Source organism: Meiothermus rufus DSM 22234, from assembly GCF_000423425.1.
GTDB lineage: Bacteria > Deinococcota > Deinococci > Deinococcales > Thermaceae > Meiothermus > Meiothermus rufus.
Window position 1 is genome coordinate 13,819 of sequence record NZ_AUHY01000038.1, and the last position, 13,548, is coordinate 27,366.

Genomic DNA, 13,548 nt, shown 5'->3' on the forward strand with positions numbered 1-13,548 from the left:
CTAGGGGGCCATCGTCGGATGGCCCTCCAGCACCGACTGATAGATTTCTAGGTAGCGCGGCAGCACGCTTTCGGGGCGAAACTGCTGCATAGCCCATTCCCGCGCGGCCTGGCGCATCTGGCGGTGCCGGGCTGGGTCTTCCAGAATGTGCAGGGCCGCTTGAACCATGCCAGGCACATCGCCCACCGGGCGCAACAGGCCCGTGACCCCATCTTGCACCACCTCGGGAAGACCACCCGCACGGGAGGCCACCACCGGCACCCCACAGGCCATGGCCTCGAGGGCCACCAGCCCAAATGATTCCTGCGCCGAGGGCAGTACAAACAGATCGGCCACCGAGAGGAACCTCTCGATCTGCGGGGTAGCCTCGATGAACTGTACCCGCCCGGAAAGCTCGAGCTGGTGGGCCAGTTCCTGGCACTCTGCCCGCTTGGGCCCGTCGCCAATCATCAGCAAGCGGGCCGGGCGCACCTCGGCCACCCCCGCAAAGATGCGGATCGCATCCAAAGGGCGCTTGACCTCGCGAAAGTTGGAAACGTGCAGCAGGATGGCCTCTTCCGGCTGGGCAAAGCGGGCCCGGTAGGCCGGGTCGGTGTTGGGCCGGAAGCGCTCGGTATCCACCCAGTTATAGACCACCTCGATGGGGCGATCCAGGGCAAAGTGCTGCCGGGCCTCCTGGGCCAAGGCGTGAGAAACCGCGGTGACCGCGTCGGAACGCAAGATAGCATGTTTGGTGGTCAGGGCAAAAGCGGGCTCGAGGCCCATTAGCGTTACATCGGTACCGTGCAGGGTAGTCACCACCTTGATAGGTAAGCCCATATCCCGCACTAAAAGCGCGCTGGTGGCATGGGGTATGGCATAGTGGGCATGCACGATCTCGATGCCGTGTTCCTCTATGACCTTGGCTAGCGAGTTGGCCGCGGTTAGGGTCACCAGCGAGTCTTTGAACAAAGGGTAATCGGCGCTCAAAAACTCGTGAAAGTGCAGCTTGGCCGCCGGCCCCACCGAGCGCTTGGTGATCCGGCCCAACCAGTTGCGCACACTCTGGCTGCCCTGTTGCACCAGCCGGGCCAAAACGCTCTGTGGCGGCGGTTCACTGCCCAGGTCGCGTAGGGTCGCCTGCAAGCGCTCCTCGGTCAGGCGGAAAGGCCGCTCAGCGGCGACGACGTGCACGGTATGCCCCAGACCGGCCAAGGCCAGGGCCAGTTCGGTAGCGACCACCCCCGAACCCCCTGCGCTGGCATGGCATAAAATAGCGATTTTCATGGTGTTCCTCCTGTAGTGCCTAGCCTCGACGAAGGCGCTTTTTCCAGCGCTAGCGAGCCCTTCGGGGCCTCGGGCTCAGCCCAGCCCACATAAATCTCCACTACCCGTTTGGGCAGATGCAGCAGCATCACCTCGAGGGGCAGTCGGCGCAACAAGGCCTGGTTTAGGGGGGAGAGCCAGCCAACCTTGCCTTCCTGGCAGCACAGGGCTAGCATATCCGCCCTCCAGGCCAAGGCTTCCTCCACGATGACCTCCACCACCTCTTTTTGTCGCCACGCAGCCTGGGCCAGCCCCTGCAGCCTGGCCCCTTCTTCGGACCCGGGGGAAGGCTGGCCCAGGCCGAGCATCTGGCCCACCTGGAGCAGCCGAATCTGGGCCTGGGGATAGCGGGCCCGCACCACCTCCAGGAGCACCTGGGTAGGCCTCGAGCCGTCGGTGGGTATCAGAATACGCTGAATAGGTTTCATGGCCGCCGTTCAAACTCCTTGGACTCAGGCTTCTCTGAAGGCTCTCCTACTTGGCTGCCCAGACTGGTTCGGATAAACCAAACTACCCCCCCCAACCCCACGGCTAAAAACCCTAGCCATAAAAGGGCTGCGGCCACCTCCAGCCAAGGGCTCCAGGACGTACCTAACCTCCCATGGCTGATCCGGGCTGGCGGAAGGGGCTGTCCAGCAGAGCCAAAAGCCGTTGAGGGGAAACGGGCAGGAAAGGCCCCTGCAACATCTCCTCCCCGCCCACCAGGTAGTCTTGAATCGCTCCGCTTTCAAGTTCCAGCACCACCTCGGCCAAAACACCCAACAAGACCCCCTCCGGTAACCATAGCCGCGACCCCAGCAGCCTGGGTCGGGCCAGCAAGGCCTCCATCCGCTGGCGAACCCAGGGCGAAGGCTCAGCCTCCCAGACGCTGAGGGTTCTTTCCGCCAAACGGTGGATCGGCGCAAAGGGTACCACCGGGGTTCGCCTCGACCATTCCGGCCCGAGCAGCAGCCCCAGCAGAACGTGCCGCTCGTAGTCCAGCACAAGATCGTGCACCCAGCCCAACGGCTCTTGGTCGGGCTCGAGGACCACCCGGCACCCCAGGAGTTCTTTGCCCTGCATCCGCACAGCCTTCCTCCCGCCTGTCAGGGTAGCCGCTCGAGCTGAAGCCATCCTGTAGGCTAGCTGAGGGCCATCTGAGGGCCGCCCTACAATAAAGGCCATGAAGCGCATCCTGGTCATTGACGACGACCCCAGCATCACCAGCCTGTTGCGGCGTGGCCTCTCCTATGAAGGTTTCCAAGTCTCCACCGCCCCCTCAGGCGAAGAGGGGCTGCGCCTGGCCCGCGAGACCCCCCCCGATCTAGTCGTTCTCGACCTGATGCTGCCGGGCTTAGACGGGCTCGAGGTTTTGCGCCGTCTGCGCTCAGCCGACCCCCAGCTCCCGGTACTCATGCTCACCGCACGCGACACCGCCGAGGATCAGATCCAAGCCTTTGGCTTCGGCGCCGAGGATTACGTGGTCAAGCCCTTCCGCTTCGAGGTTTTGCTAGCCCGTATCCAGGCCCGCCTACGCCAGCGCCAGGCCCGCTCCGAGCTGCGCTACGCCGACCTGCGGCTCAACCCCGAAAGCCATCAGGTCTTTCGGGGATCGCGCGAGGTGGTACTTACCGGCCTGGAGTTCCGCCTTTTGCATACCTTTATGCGCCAGCCCGAACGGGTACTCTCCAAATCCTTCCTACTCGATGCGGTCTGGGGCAGCGATTTTTTCGGCGACACCAATATCGTTGAAGTCTACATCAAACAGCTACGGCAGAAGCTCGGCGAACCCCGCCTGATCCAGACCCTGCGGGGGGTTGGCTACGTTCTGCGGGAAAAATCCCCCGGTCGCTAGAGACCGTGCATTTTCATTCAGTCCCCCGCCTCAACGGGGAGAGAGCCACCCGGCTGGAGGTGAGCTATGCCCCTTTGGAGCCACTTACCTACACTCTGGGATTGAGGGTCTCACCCACTGCAAAAAATGGTACTTACACTTTACCCAGATGATCTGACCCCGGGTCCAGAGCTACTTTGCTTGATAGGCTTTATGAATCTGGCTATAATAGCTATATGCGCACAGTTTCTGTTAGCGAGGCGAAAAACCAGCTTAGCGCCCTGTTGGATCGGGTCAAGGCTGGGGAGGAGGCTCTCATTCTGGAGCGGGGTGTTCCTGTAGCCCGACTGAGCCCCGTGGCCGGAGGTTCTGGAGAGGGGCTCGCGCTACTGGAGCGCAAGGGCCTGGTTCGCCGCGGCCTGGGGCAACCGGTGAACCTCGAGGCCCTTCCCTGGCCTGAGGCCAAAGCCAGCACCCTGGAGCTCCTCCTCCGCGAGCGGGAGGAAGGGCGTTGAGATTCTGGGATAGCTCCGCCCTGGTGCCCTTATTGCTTTGGGAGGAGGCCTCCCCCCGGATGCTCGAGCTGTACCGGGAGGATCCCGAGCTGCTGGTCTGGTGGGGTACGCCGGTCGAGCTCACCTCGGCCCTGTCGCGCCTCGAGCGGGAGGGACTCCTGGAGTCGAGCAAGTTAGAGCAGGCCTTCAGGCGGTTGCGCGAACTCGAGGCTGGCTGGAATGAGGTGTTGCCGACCGAGGAGGTCCGGGAGGCAGCACGCCGCTTCCTCCGGGTTCACGGCTTGAGGGCGATGGATGCTTTTCAGCTCGCCGCGGCTTTCGTAGCAAGCGGAGGGAGACCCTCCAGGCTGGCCTTTATCTGCTTGGATGCCCGGCTGAGCCTTGCTGCTCGCCGGGAGGGGTTTAGGGAGGAGGGGTTGCAGCAGCTGTAATCCCTGCCAGGGGTAAGTGTGGGACAGGGATCGGTGACGTCAGGGCCTGACGTATCACCTCCCGTGAATATGCCCACGCCGCTTTTCTCCACCAGCATCCTGGAGGTACTGGCTCCTTCGGTAGAGCACCTAATTGCCCTGCTGGCGGTCATCAACATCCAGGCTAAAGCCAGCGCAATCCCAACGCTGAGGTCAGCATAGATGACATTCTGGCCTGGAAACGTGCCCACGGTCGGCTATCCAACAGTACCTTCATGGTCATGTACTCCGGCTGGGGCAGCCGGGTGGGCGACACCAAGGCCTACGTCAACCTGGATAGCGCCAACGTCCAGCACTACCTGCTGCTGCCGAGTTTTTAGTGCGCCAGCGCAACATCATGGGGGTGGGGGTGGATACCCTTTCCCTGGACTTCGGCCCCTCCAAAGACTTCAAAAGCCCCGTGACCCTGCCGGGTGCAGGCAAGTATGGCCTGGCCAACCTGGCCAGCGTGCCCCCCAGCGGAGCTCTAATCGTGGTGGGCAGCCCCAAGCACAAGGGGGCCTCCCGGGCCCTGGCCCTCTGGTAACCCGTTAGCCGCTCACCTGACCATCTCCCCCATGCATCCTACGGGGGCAGACTGGCCGTGGCTAGGTAACCACAGACTTGGTTACCCGGACAGCCAAAGGCCGCCCAAACGCCATCCAGACTGAAGGCCCCTTCTCCCACCGTGGGGCCACTTCCTGTCAAGAGGCTTTGGCTAAAGCTGCTCTGGCCCGATCAGCCATCTGGTAAAGCCGCTCCTTGGTCAAAGGCAGCCGGCCCTCTAAAACCAGCCCTCGGCCTTCCTCCCAGTGGGCGTGGTAGTGGATATGTCCCCCCGGCACTCGGAAGGCAATGTGCTTAAGCCTGGCGTGCCGGGGCGAGACCGAAGCAAACAAGAAGGGCTCACCCCGCGCATCGGAAAGCGAGACCGCCATCAGCGTGGTGGGCACTTCGTAGGGGCGCTCCATGCGGTAGATGAAGTCGGGAAAATCCGACTCTTTGCTGAACTCTACGCCCTTTTCGGCAGCGTAGGCTTTCAGCCAATCGATAACCTCTACCCAGGCCTGGTACAGCCTAGCCTCGTGATCCGCGCTCATGCTCCCCAGTGTATCGGATTAGCCGGGGAAAGTCCAAAGACACCATCCAGTAAGCTAGGAGGCATGGAAGCGCGTACACTGGAACTAGTCTTTCCCGAGCACGCCAACCCCGGCGGCAACGCTTTTGGTGGTTTCGTGCTGGGTCTGATGGACAAGGTAGGCTCCTACGCCGCCATCCGCCGCGCCCGTAAGCGCTGCGTTACGGTACGGGTCGGCGAGGTGGTCTTCGAGGTACCCATCAAGGTGGGTGACCTGCTGGAGGTAGTGGCCCGGGTGGTGCGAGTAGGCCGCACCTCCCTCACCGTAGAAGTCGAGGTCTACCGGGAAAACCTGCGCGAGCCCAAGGTGCTGGCCACCAAAGGCAACCTCACCTATGTGGCCGTGGACGAACAGGGCCGGCCTGCCCCGGTGGACGACCCGGCCTCAACGACCCCGCAGCCATAGGGGGCCCCGGGGAGCCAAAGTCAGGCCAGGGCGAGGGGTGGGATCGCCCTTTAGGGGCTCTAGCTGAGAAAAAAGAGAGAGGGCGGTTTCCAGCACCAGCCGGGCCAGGTGCATGCCCAAGCAGGTGCGCTCCCCCCCACCGAAAGGCAGGTAGCCCCAGGCGGGGCGCCCTGCAGCAAAGCGGGAAGGGTCGAAGACCAGGGGCTCGGGCCATACCTCAGGGTGGCGGTGGGTCAGGTAGGGGCTGTAGAGCACCCAAGCCCCCTCGGGTATAACCACTCCTGCCCATGCCACCCTTCGGGCTGCCCGTCGGCTCCCGATAAACCCCGGTGGGTAGAGGCGCAGGGTTTCCTGAATAAGGAGGGAATTCCCCTGCGGGTGGTGCCACTGGGGGTAGCAGGCCGCGTGCCACAAGGCCCAGGCCAGGGTGTGGGCGGTGGTGTCGTAGCCGGCGGCCAGACCGATCAACACCTCTTCCAAAGGCATCTGGGCGGCCAGCCCCACCCCCAGCCTTTGCAACCGGCGCACCTCGCGGCGCACCCGGGCGAAGCCTAGCGGGCGGGGCAGCAAAGGCGCTGGGAAAGGCTGCTGCAAGGGGGCTAGGAAGCGGGCCAGCAGGGCCGGGGGAAAGCGCCCTTCGAAGTAGAAAAGGTTCAGGCTGGCCTGCACCACCTGGGAGGCCCAGGCGCCTGCCTCGAAGGCCTCCTGGGGGCAGAGGGCCTCCAGGGCCTCTTGTAGCCGGGCCTGCCAGCCCATCAGGGCCCGGCGGTGAAATAGCGGGTCGAGGGCTTGGCGGCGGGGCTTGTGCTCGGGTGCTTCGGTCGTAATCACCCCACCCCGCAGGTAGGGGGTCAGGGTGGCCAGGCTGCCGGTCGAACGAAAGGTTTCCAGGTCGGAAAGAACGAAGCGGTTCCAGGCCGGACTATAGCCCACCACCGCCCAGCGGCCCAGACCCAGGACAAACACCTCGCCCAGCCGGGCCCCCTCTTCCAGCAAGGCTAAAGGGGCCCCCGCCCAGCGGGGCAGGTGACCAAAGGACCCCCAGGGGTAGCCTCTGGGCTGGGGCAGACCCTTCACTCTTCCACCCCCAATCGGGCCAGTAACCAGGCCGCTCCCTGCCAGCCCGAACGCAAGGCCAGGGGTACCCCGCCCCCAGGGTGCACCGTGCCCCCCACCTGGACCAGGTTCGCCAGCCTCCCCAGGCCCCAGCCCGGGCGCAACGCGCCCAAGAGGCCGTGGGGAGCCCGGCCATACAAGGCCCCCCGGTAGGCGGTCTGGCTGTAGTCCCAGGGGCTCAGGGCGCGCCAGGCGGCAATGGGCAGGGGGTGGCAGGCCGCCAGTCGGGCCAGGAGATGCCGAGCATAGGCTTCCACCGGGGCCGAGGCGGGGAGGGGCGGGGCGTTGACCAGAAGGAAAGCCACCGCTCCATCGGTATGGAGGTAGAGGGTGGGTTCTACCGGCCAGCGGCCCTGGGCAATCTGGCGCCACTCGGCAGGGTAGTCGGAGGAAAAATACACGTAGTGGCCCAGGGGTACCGGCTCAGCTAGGTGGAGCAAAAGGGCAAAGCCGGAAAGGCCCAGGGTCTCGCGGGGCAAGGGCCAGCCCAGCCAACCTAAGGTGAAGTGTCGGTCCGCAGCGGAGACGAAAAGATCGGCCCGCTGCCAGCCCCCTTCGGTCGCTACGGCCCTGACCCGGCCCGCACGCGCTTCCAGCCGGAGCACCTTCTCGCCAAACACAAAGCGCACCCCCCTGGCCTGGGCCAGCCGGTAAAGGGCCTGGGCCAAGGCCTGCATCCCTCCTGGGAGGTGGTAGACGCCCAGGCCCAGCTCCACCCAAGCGATGTTGTGTAGCACGGCCGGAGCCCGGTAGGGGTTGGCCCCCAGGTAGGTGGCGAAGCGCAAAAAGAAAGGGGTGAGGTAGGGCCCGGCCTCAACCAGGCGGGCCAGGGAGTGGAAGGGGTAGGCCCGCCAGCCGGCGGCCAGGGCGTAGCGCAGCAGGCAGGCGGCATCGGGGGGTGGGCCCAGCAGAAAGGTGGCCTGGGCGTCTTGGTAGAGGCGGCGGGCCAAAGCCAGCAGGTGACGGTAGCGCCGGGCTTCCAGGGGGGAAAGCTGGGCTAAGGTGGCCTCTAGGTCGCACTCCGGAGCAAAGGTGCGACCGTCGGGCCAGGCGTAGCGGGTGAGGGGCGAGACCGGCTGGAAGGGAGGGGGCGAAGCGCCCAGCGCCTGGAAGATGGCCTGGGGCACCTCGGGCAGGGTCAGCAGGGTAGGCCCGGTGGGCACCCCCTCCCAGCCAATGGCCTTGCCTCCGGGGCCGGCAAGCTGCTCCAGGACGGTCACCTTCAGCCCGGCTTTAGCCAGGCGCAAGGCCGCGGCCAGCCCAGCAAAACCCGCCCCAATCACGATGGCTTCCATCGGGTATAGGCCCTTCCTTTCCAGGTATACCGGCCCTGCCCCGCCCGCAGGTAGATGGGCAGGGCCAACAGGGGGGCCAAGGGCAGCAGCAACGCCTCCCAGGCCGGGCGAGCGGTCTTCCAGCCGAGCAGCACGCGCTCCAGCAGGCCCAGGCAGCCCAGGGCTAACCAGCGCGTATCCCACAGGGCCAGCGGCCAGCACAGGGTGTAGGCCAGCAGGTGCCCCGCGTAGGAAAAACCCAGCAGCAGCCGGCTTTGGCCGTGGAAGGCGATAAGGTTCTTGCCCAGGCCCTCCACCAGCGCTGCATAGCTGCGGTACATCCGCACCGCGATCAAGCGCCCTCCCAGGGCTAAGCCCAGCCCCCCGCCTGCTGCCTTGACCCGCTGGGCCAGCCGCACATCCTCCAGCACCTCGGCCCGCACCGCGGCATGCCCCCCCGCGGCCCAGTAGGCCGGGCGGACAAAGGCCATCACCTGGCCGTTGGCCGCCGCCGCCAGGGGAAAAGGGGTGGCCAGGAGGGGGTGGGGCAGGTAGCAGAGCAGGGCATCGTCAATAAGGGGCAGGAGCACCCGCTCGGCCAGGCCAAGGGTGCGCTGATGGGGGTAGACCGAGACCAGCCCGGCCCGGCTTTGTTCCAGCAAGGCCTGCACGGCGGCCAGCGCCCCGGGCTGCCAGTACACATCGGCATCGGTGAAGAGGAGCACCTGGCCTTGGGCGGCCTGGGCCAGCTGCCAGCAGGCCCAGCTCTTGCCCAACCAACCTTCGGGCTTGGGCTGGCCGGGAATCAGGCGCAGCCTTGGGTCTTGCTGGGCGAAGCGGGCCACCACCTGGGCGGTGGCATCGGTGGAGCCGTCGTCGAGCACCAGAATCTCCTGGGCCTCCTGCTGCAAAAGGCCGGGCAGGGTCTTTTCCAGGTTGGCCGCCTCGTTGCGGGCCGGCACCAGAAGGGAGACCCCCCGGGCGGGGGAGGAGGCCGGGCGCAGGGTGGGGAAAAGGAGCAGATTCAAGAGGAGCACCCCTAGCTTCAAGGCCAGCCAGGCCAGCAGGAGGTAGAAAATAAGCCCCAACACCCTACCGCCCTCCCAGGCCATAGCCCAACGCCCGCCCCCAGCCGGCCAGGCGCTCGTGCGTGCTGAGGCGGCCCTGCAACACCTGGGTAAAGCCGGGCAGGGCTTCCTCGGGGGGGGCACTCCTCAGGGCCGCATCCAGCCCGGCCAGTAGCCCCCCCAGGGTCTGGCTCAGCCCGGCCAGGTCGGGCGCTAGGGGGGGGCCGAAGACCAGGTAGGCCTCGGGAAACTCGTGCCCGCGCAACACCACCCGGGTGGCCACGGGCACCAGCGGTACCCCGGCCTGCTGGGCCAGCCAGACCGCGCCCCGCTGCAAAGGCCCCAAGGGGCCAGGTGGGCGGAGGGCTCCTTCGGGGAAGATCAGCACCGCCCCCCCCTGGGCCAGCCAGGCCAGGGCCTGGCGCGGGCGGTGGGCTGGGAGGGCCCCTAGGTGGCGGAAAAAGGCAAACTCCTCTAAGCGGGCCTCGCCCATGACCACTGCCAGCGGGCGCTGGCCCCAACATAGGGCGGGCAACAGGTAGCCATCCCACCAGGAGTGGTGGTTGCTGGCCAGCACCAAGGCCCCTGGGGGCAGCCCCCCCTGCACCCAGACCCCCCGCAGGCCCCGCCGCAGACTGTGGTGCAGCAAGGCCCCGAAGGCCACCCTGAGGAGTTTTTCCCTGGGACGCATGGCCCTCCTAACGCCGCCAGGCCAGCAGGTTCATGGCCAGGCCACAGAGCAAGGCCGCCGGCCACAGCCCCCACCAGGCCAGGCCCAGCGGCAGAAAAAAGGCCTCGAGGCGGTACGCCCAGACCAGCCCCCCCGGCTGGGCCAGCTTGGGCCCGCCCAGGCGGGCATACAGCCAGGAAAGTCCCGCGCCCACAGCAAACCAGGCCAGGAAGTTGGCCAGGGGGGCCCCGTACCACAAAGGCTTGGGGTCCTGCCAGGTCCAGTAGCCCCGCTCGGTCATGAGGGCCTCGAGGCCCAGGTCCCAGGCCAGCAACAGCGCCCCGGTGTAGCCAGGCCGCCCCCGGGCCAGGGCGTGGGCCGAGAGGGAGAGGGCAAACCAGCCTAAAGGCACCAGCAGGGGTACGCCCCCTACGGTGGGCGGGGGGGCTTTGGCGTAGGTGTAGTGGCCAAAGGGAAACCCGGTATGGCTGCCCAGTAGCTCCACCCCCAGCCCCAGCCCCAGGGCCAGGGCGGCCAGACCCCAGACCCGCCCGCCCACCTGCCGCCAGCCCCAGCCCAAAGCGGCCAGGCCCACGAGGATCATCTGGGCCAGGCTCAATAGGGGAAACCCCTCGGGCCACAAGGGTACCGGGAGGCGCACCAGAACCGAGAGCGCCAGCGGTACACCCCAGACTAGCCCGGCCATACCCGCCTCCAGAAGGTGGCCAGGGTGGCCGCCAGGAAGAGGGGTATATCCACCCGGGCCATCACCTGTAGATCTTCCCACAGGCTGGTCTTTTCGTCGAGAAAGCGCAGGATGCGCTGGGGTGGGTTGCGTCCAAACAGGTCGCAGAAGACCCGGTGGCCCCGCCCGCCCCAGCGGTAGAGCACCTCCAGCAGCACGCTATCCAAGAGGGCGTGGCGCCTTAGGAGGGGCTCGGGGTAGAAGGGCTGGCCGGTCGTTCGGAGGCTCTGGACAATCTGGCGGGACTGGCGTTGGATGCGCTGGAAGGTGTAGCCGGTGGACGCCTTGGTCTGCCCGCCCGCCATCCCAATCGGCATCACGTGGGGGCTGGGCCGGCGGGGAAAGGGGGCGTCGGTCATGGGGATCACCCCCGATTCGACCTCGAGGATGGTGTACGCCTTTAGCCCCAGCACTCCGGCCAGGTAGGCCCTAAGCCCCTCCTGGTAGGCCATGGGGGGTAGCCTCTCCGGAGAAAAGACGGTGTACTCCACCAAGGCCCTTTGGGCATCGAAAGGCAGCAGGTAGACAAAGCGCACCTGGCCTTCCTGGGGGGTGCGGAAGTCCATCAGGGTGGCCGCCTGGGGGTCGAAGACGGGTTCTGGAGCCCGCACCACCCAGCCCAGGAAGTGTTGCAACAGATAGCGGTACCCCAGGCGCGGGGGCGGGGGCCGGTAGAGGCTATGGAAGACCCAGCGCCCCCGGTAGCGCTGCCCGGCCTGCACCACCGCCGCCCCCTGGCCCTCCTCCTCGATGGCCTGGATGGTTCCATAGCGCAGCTCGAGGTTGGGCTGCTGGGCCAGCCAGCGCTGCATATAGCGGTAAAAATCCAGGCCGCGAATCATCTTGTAGGCGTAGGGTTGGAGATCGAGGCGGCGGGCAAAACCCCGATCGCGCACCCAAAGCTGTGTCCAGCGGTGCCCCACCACCGCCTCAAAGGGGCCCTCCCCCACCTCCCAGAAGCACCAGGTGCGGTCGTTGTGGGTCTTGGGGGCCCGCTCGAGCAACAGGATGCGGCCCGGCAGACCCGCCTGCACCAGGTGGTAGACCAGGCTCAGGCCCGCCGCGCCCGCCCCCGCGATGATGTAATCGTAGTCCACCGCCACCGGAGTCTAGCCTACGCCCCTAGCGGCCAAATGCCCTAGCCCGGACTACAAAGCCTGAGCGGGACACAGGCCAAGACGCCCTTTGGGTTGGCGGGGCCGGGGCATCCCATAGAAGCACCTTCCAGGTTGGTAGACTGAAACCATGACGAACCCATCGGCCCTGCTCCAGCGCATCACCCTCGACCCCGAGGTCAACCACGGCCAGTCTACCCTGCGGGGGCTGCGCTACCCGGTACGGGTGATGCTGGAGCTGATGTGACCCCCGCGGAGATTCTGGCCGACTACCCCGACCTCGAGGCTGAAGACCTCCAAGCTTGCTTGCTGTACGCGGCGAGGCTCAGCGCGGTGGGGGCCGTGCTGAGGGTGGCATGACCGTGGCTTACCTGTCTTGAATGCCCCTGGCTCAAGTCAGGCTGCGGCGGTAGGTGAGGGCCTCGGCCAGATGGGCCTCCTGGATGGCTTCCGCGCCGGCCAGGTCGGCGATGGTGCGGGCCACCCGCAATACGCGGTCGTAGGCCCGGGCCGAGAGGGCCAGCCGCCGGGCCGCAGCCTGCAACAAGGCCTCGCCACTAGGAGAAAGAGCGGCGTGCTGGCGCAGGGCGCGGCCCAGAAGGTCGCGGTTGAGCTTTCCCTGGCGGGCCTTCATCCTTTCCCGGGCGGCCACTACGCGTTCTCTTACCACAGCGGTGGACTCCCCCTCGGGGGCCCGGGCCAGCTCCTCGGGGGTGAGGCGGGGCACCTCCACCACCAGGTCGAAGCGATCGAGCAAGGGGCCACTGATGCGGTTCACATAACGGGTGCGCTGGGCAGGGGTACAGCCACAGCTTCGCTGGGGGTCGCCGTACCAGCCGCAGGGGCAGGCGTGTGCAGGGCAATCGGGGTATTCAAGGCAACTTGATCTACACTTTTCACCGACGCAAGCCGGGACCGGTGGGCAAAGAGGCGTTGCGGGAAGCCCTGGTGGAGGAGCACCGTCGGACAGGGGCCAGTGCCCGCAGCCTGGCCCGGAAGTACGGGGTGAGCAGCGCAACGGCCTGGCGGTGGGTGCAGAGTTCAACTTATAGGGTCACACAGTAGACCAGAAGCGCTGCCAACGTGCTTCCAAAAGGACTCGGTGGGGATCACCAGGGCGTAGTTGGGCCAAGATAGCTTGCCAAAATTCCGGGTCTTCCTCTTGCATGGCCAGCTCGAAAGCTTGCTGGATCGCGCCCTGGGAAAGCAGCGTTTTCTTAAGCAGTGACGAGATCTCCTCGCGGGCTTCTGTCACAACCGGGGCGTCCGAGCCAGGCAGGAGCGGCCCGCCATAAAGCGCCAGTGCACCCAGCAGATTGCCGCGTAAGAGCCGCTCCCGAAGCTCGACGAAATCGGCCCAGACCCGGCCTGAAAGCCGGTAGGGACGGCTCACCACCAGGGTGAGCCGCTGCCGCAGTCGCCGAACCTCGGCTTTCGCCACTTCGGGCCTACTCCCCTCGCCCCAGACCCGGAGGGCCAACTGCTCTGCGCTCAGACCGGCGGGGTTGAGGACTAGGGCCACCAGAATCTCCCGATGCCGTGGGGTAAGCTGGAGCGGAGCGCCCTCGAGCCAAACGGTCTCACCACCCAGAAAGTGCAACCGGAGCTTCGGGGCTGGCTCGAGCAGGGCAAAAACCTCTTGTAGGACTTACGCAGTTGGCTGAAGGATGTGGAGGGGATGGGCGAGATAACTTCGTATTGCCTCGCGAACAATGGACGCCTTGGCCTCGTACCAGCTCACCCCCCTGCGCAGCCGGTAGACCTCCAGCCGGAGGAAGGCCCGCAAAGCCAGGAGGAGGTGCCGCAGGATGGAGACCGCCTTCCTCACCTGGGCCCGCTCCACCCCACAGCACTGCTTGAGCCCCCGATGGTACACTTCGATCCCCCATCCTTGCCGCTCTAACTCCGCCCGCTTCTCTTCGCTCATCCCCAGAT

At 66.2% G+C, this 13,548-nt stretch carries 19 protein-coding genes and 2 pseudogenes; 8 read left to right on the top strand and 13 right to left on the bottom strand.

What is annotated here, in order from left to right; genetic code table 11:
- The 3 genes from bshA to G552_RS0108360 form a co-directional block, all read right to left on the bottom strand.
- Positions 1-1,266, bottom strand: coding sequence for an N-acetyl-alpha-D-glucosaminyl L-malate synthase BshA (gene bshA, locus G552_RS0108350; RefSeq protein WP_027882629.1), 1,266 nt, complete (start codon positions 1,264-1,266; stop codon positions 1-3).
- Positions 1,263-1,733, bottom strand: coding sequence for a hypothetical protein (locus tag G552_RS0108355; RefSeq protein WP_027882630.1), 471 nt, complete (start codon positions 1,731-1,733; stop codon positions 1,263-1,265). The genes bshA and G552_RS0108355 overlap by 4 nt, the downstream gene beginning before the upstream one ends.
- Positions 1,734-1,896: 163 nt before the next feature.
- Positions 1,897-2,469, bottom strand: a complete 573-nt coding sequence (locus G552_RS0108360) for a hypothetical protein (protein ID WP_156890706.1) — start codon at positions 2,467-2,469, stop codon at positions 1,897-1,899.
- Here G552_RS0108360 and G552_RS0108365 point away from each other — a divergent pair.
- From G552_RS0108365 to G552_RS16575, 5 genes are all read left to right on the top strand, one after another.
- Complete coding sequence (locus G552_RS0108365) at positions 2,468-3,139, top strand: response regulator transcription factor (protein WP_027882632.1); 672 nt, start codon at positions 2,468-2,470, stop codon at positions 3,137-3,139. The two genes, G552_RS0108360 and G552_RS0108365, sit on opposite strands and share 2 nt — an antisense overlap.
- 215 nt (positions 3,140-3,354) lie before the next feature.
- Positions 3,355-3,633, top strand: coding sequence for a type II toxin-antitoxin system Phd/YefM family antitoxin (locus G552_RS0108370; RefSeq protein ID WP_027882633.1), 279 nt, complete (start codon positions 3,355-3,357; stop codon positions 3,631-3,633).
- Positions 3,630-4,064: a type II toxin-antitoxin system VapC family toxin gene (locus G552_RS0108375; RefSeq protein ID WP_027882634.1), complete on the top strand. Its 435-nt coding sequence runs from the start codon at positions 3,630-3,632 to the stop codon at positions 4,062-4,064. The genes G552_RS0108370 and G552_RS0108375 overlap by 4 nt, the downstream gene beginning before the upstream one ends.
- A 69-nt stretch (positions 4,065-4,133) precedes the next feature.
- Entirely contained in the window at positions 4,134-4,265 is a 132-nt protein-coding gene (locus tag G552_RS16960) for a hypothetical protein (protein WP_281167343.1), read from the top strand.
- Positions 4,266-4,422: 157 nt separating this feature from the next.
- Positions 4,423-4,629, top strand: a complete 207-nt coding sequence (locus tag G552_RS16575; RefSeq protein WP_027882635.1) for a cyclase family protein — start codon at positions 4,423-4,425, stop codon at positions 4,627-4,629.
- 157 nt (positions 4,630-4,786) lie between these two features.
- Here the strand turns inward: G552_RS16575 and G552_RS0108390 are convergent, their stop codons facing one another.
- Positions 4,787-5,182: an NADH-quinone oxidoreductase subunit 15 gene (locus G552_RS0108390; protein WP_027882636.1), complete on the bottom strand. Its 396-nt coding sequence runs from the start codon at positions 5,180-5,182 to the stop codon at positions 4,787-4,789.
- A 63-nt stretch (positions 5,183-5,245) separates the two neighbouring features.
- Here G552_RS0108390 and G552_RS0108395 point away from each other — a divergent pair, with 63 nt between their 5' ends.
- Positions 5,246-5,626 (top strand): acyl-CoA thioesterase, encoded by a 381-nt coding sequence (locus tag G552_RS0108395; protein WP_027882637.1) that lies wholly within the window; start codon positions 5,246-5,248, stop codon positions 5,624-5,626.
- Here the strand turns inward: G552_RS0108395 and G552_RS0108400 are convergent.
- From G552_RS0108400 to G552_RS0108425, 6 genes are read right to left on the bottom strand one after another with little or no spacing between them, the layout of a single operon-like run.
- Entirely contained in the window at positions 5,606-6,703 is a 1,098-nt protein-coding gene (locus G552_RS0108400; protein WP_245575156.1) for a cytochrome P450, read from the bottom strand. The genes G552_RS0108395 and G552_RS0108400 overlap by 21 nt on opposite strands.
- Positions 6,700-8,037, bottom strand: coding sequence for a phytoene desaturase family protein (locus G552_RS16965; protein ID WP_027882639.1), 1,338 nt, complete (start codon positions 8,035-8,037; stop codon positions 6,700-6,702). The genes G552_RS0108400 and G552_RS16965 overlap by 4 nt, the downstream gene beginning before the upstream one ends.
- Positions 8,022-9,107, bottom strand: a complete 1,086-nt coding sequence (locus G552_RS0108410) for a glycosyltransferase family 2 protein (RefSeq protein WP_245575154.1) — start codon at positions 9,105-9,107, stop codon at positions 8,022-8,024. Before G552_RS0108410 ends, G552_RS16965 begins: the two co-directional genes overlap by 16 nt.
- A gap of 1 nt (position 9,108) precedes the next feature.
- Positions 9,109-9,774 carry a lysophospholipid acyltransferase family protein gene (locus G552_RS0108415; protein WP_027882641.1) on the bottom strand — a complete coding sequence of 222 codons (666 nt, stop codon included), beginning with the start codon at positions 9,772-9,774 and terminating at the stop codon, positions 9,109-9,111.
- 7 nt (positions 9,775-9,781) lie between these two features.
- The gene (locus G552_RS15050) at positions 9,782-10,459 is read right to left on the bottom strand and encodes a carotenoid biosynthesis protein (RefSeq protein ID WP_084640402.1); all 678 of its coding nucleotides are present in this window, start codon (positions 10,457-10,459) and stop codon (positions 9,782-9,784) included.
- Positions 10,447-11,595, bottom strand: coding sequence for a lycopene cyclase family protein (locus tag G552_RS0108425; protein ID WP_027882642.1), 1,149 nt, complete (start codon positions 11,593-11,595; stop codon positions 10,447-10,449). The genes G552_RS15050 and G552_RS0108425 overlap by 13 nt, the downstream gene beginning before the upstream one ends.
- Positions 11,596-11,743: 148 nt before the next feature.
- Between G552_RS0108425 and G552_RS17080 the strand changes: the two genes are divergently transcribed.
- Positions 11,744-11,860, top strand: a complete 117-nt coding sequence (locus tag G552_RS17080; RefSeq protein ID WP_425411435.1) for a DUF433 domain-containing protein — start codon at positions 11,744-11,746, stop codon at positions 11,858-11,860.
- Positions 11,857-11,973 (top strand): DUF433 domain-containing protein, encoded by a 117-nt coding sequence (locus tag G552_RS17085; protein ID WP_245575155.1) that lies wholly within the window; start codon positions 11,857-11,859, stop codon positions 11,971-11,973. The genes G552_RS17080 and G552_RS17085 overlap by 4 nt, the downstream gene beginning before the upstream one ends.
- Positions 11,974-12,004: 31 nt before the next feature.
- Here the strand turns inward: G552_RS17085 and G552_RS0108435 are convergent.
- The 3 genes and pseudogenes from G552_RS0108435 to G552_RS0108450 all read right to left on the bottom strand — a co-directional run.
- Positions 12,005-12,460 (bottom strand): annotated as a pseudogene (locus G552_RS0108435) (magnesium chelatase subunit ChlI family protein); the annotation flags it as partial.
- Positions 12,461-12,667: 207 nt separating this feature from the next.
- On the bottom strand, positions 12,668-13,135 hold the full coding sequence (locus tag G552_RS0108440) for a hypothetical protein (protein ID WP_027882644.1): 468 nt from the start codon (positions 13,133-13,135) through the stop codon (positions 12,668-12,670).
- A gap of 126 nt (positions 13,136-13,261) precedes the next feature.
- Positions 13,262-13,548: pseudogene (locus G552_RS0108450) on the bottom strand (IS701 family transposase); the annotation flags it as partial.

What these genes read in the sequence shown, in the direction of transcription:
- bshA (WP_027882629.1), bottom strand. Translation starts at nt 1,266, where the DNA reads ATGAAAATCGCTATTTTATGCCATGCCAGCGCAGGGGGTTCGGGGGTG.
- G552_RS0108355 (WP_027882630.1), bottom strand. Translation starts at nt 1,733, where the DNA reads ATGAAACCTATTCAGCGTATTCTGATACCCACCGACGGCTCGAGGCCT.
- G552_RS0108365 (WP_027882632.1), top strand. Translation starts at nt 2,468, where the DNA reads ATGAAGCGCATCCTGGTCATTGACGACGACCCCAGCATCACCAGCCTG.
- G552_RS0108360 (WP_156890706.1), bottom strand. Translation starts at nt 2,469, where the DNA reads ATGGCCTTTATTGTAGGGCGGCCCTCAGATGGCCCTCAGCTAGCCTAC.
- G552_RS0108370 (WP_027882633.1), top strand. Translation starts at nt 3,355, where the DNA reads ATGCGCACAGTTTCTGTTAGCGAGGCGAAAAACCAGCTTAGCGCCCTG.
- G552_RS16960 (WP_281167343.1), top strand. Translation starts at nt 4,134, where the DNA reads ATGCCCACGCCGCTTTTCTCCACCAGCATCCTGGAGGTACTGGCTCCT.
- G552_RS0108390 (WP_027882636.1), bottom strand. Translation starts at nt 5,182, where the DNA reads ATGAGCGCGGATCACGAGGCTAGGCTGTACCAGGCCTGGGTAGAGGTT.
- G552_RS0108395 (WP_027882637.1), top strand. Translation starts at nt 5,246, where the DNA reads ATGGAAGCGCGTACACTGGAACTAGTCTTTCCCGAGCACGCCAACCCC.
- G552_RS16965 (WP_027882639.1), bottom strand. Translation starts at nt 8,037, where the DNA reads ATGGAAGCCATCGTGATTGGGGCGGGTTTTGCTGGGCTGGCCGCGGCC.
- G552_RS0108415 (WP_027882641.1), bottom strand. Translation starts at nt 9,774, where the DNA reads ATGCGTCCCAGGGAAAAACTCCTCAGGGTGGCCTTCGGGGCCTTGCTG.
- G552_RS15050 (WP_084640402.1), bottom strand. Translation starts at nt 10,459, where the DNA reads ATGGCCGGGCTAGTCTGGGGTGTACCGCTGGCGCTCTCGGTTCTGGTG.
- G552_RS17080 (WP_425411435.1), top strand. Translation starts at nt 11,744, where the DNA reads ATGACGAACCCATCGGCCCTGCTCCAGCGCATCACCCTCGACCCCGAG.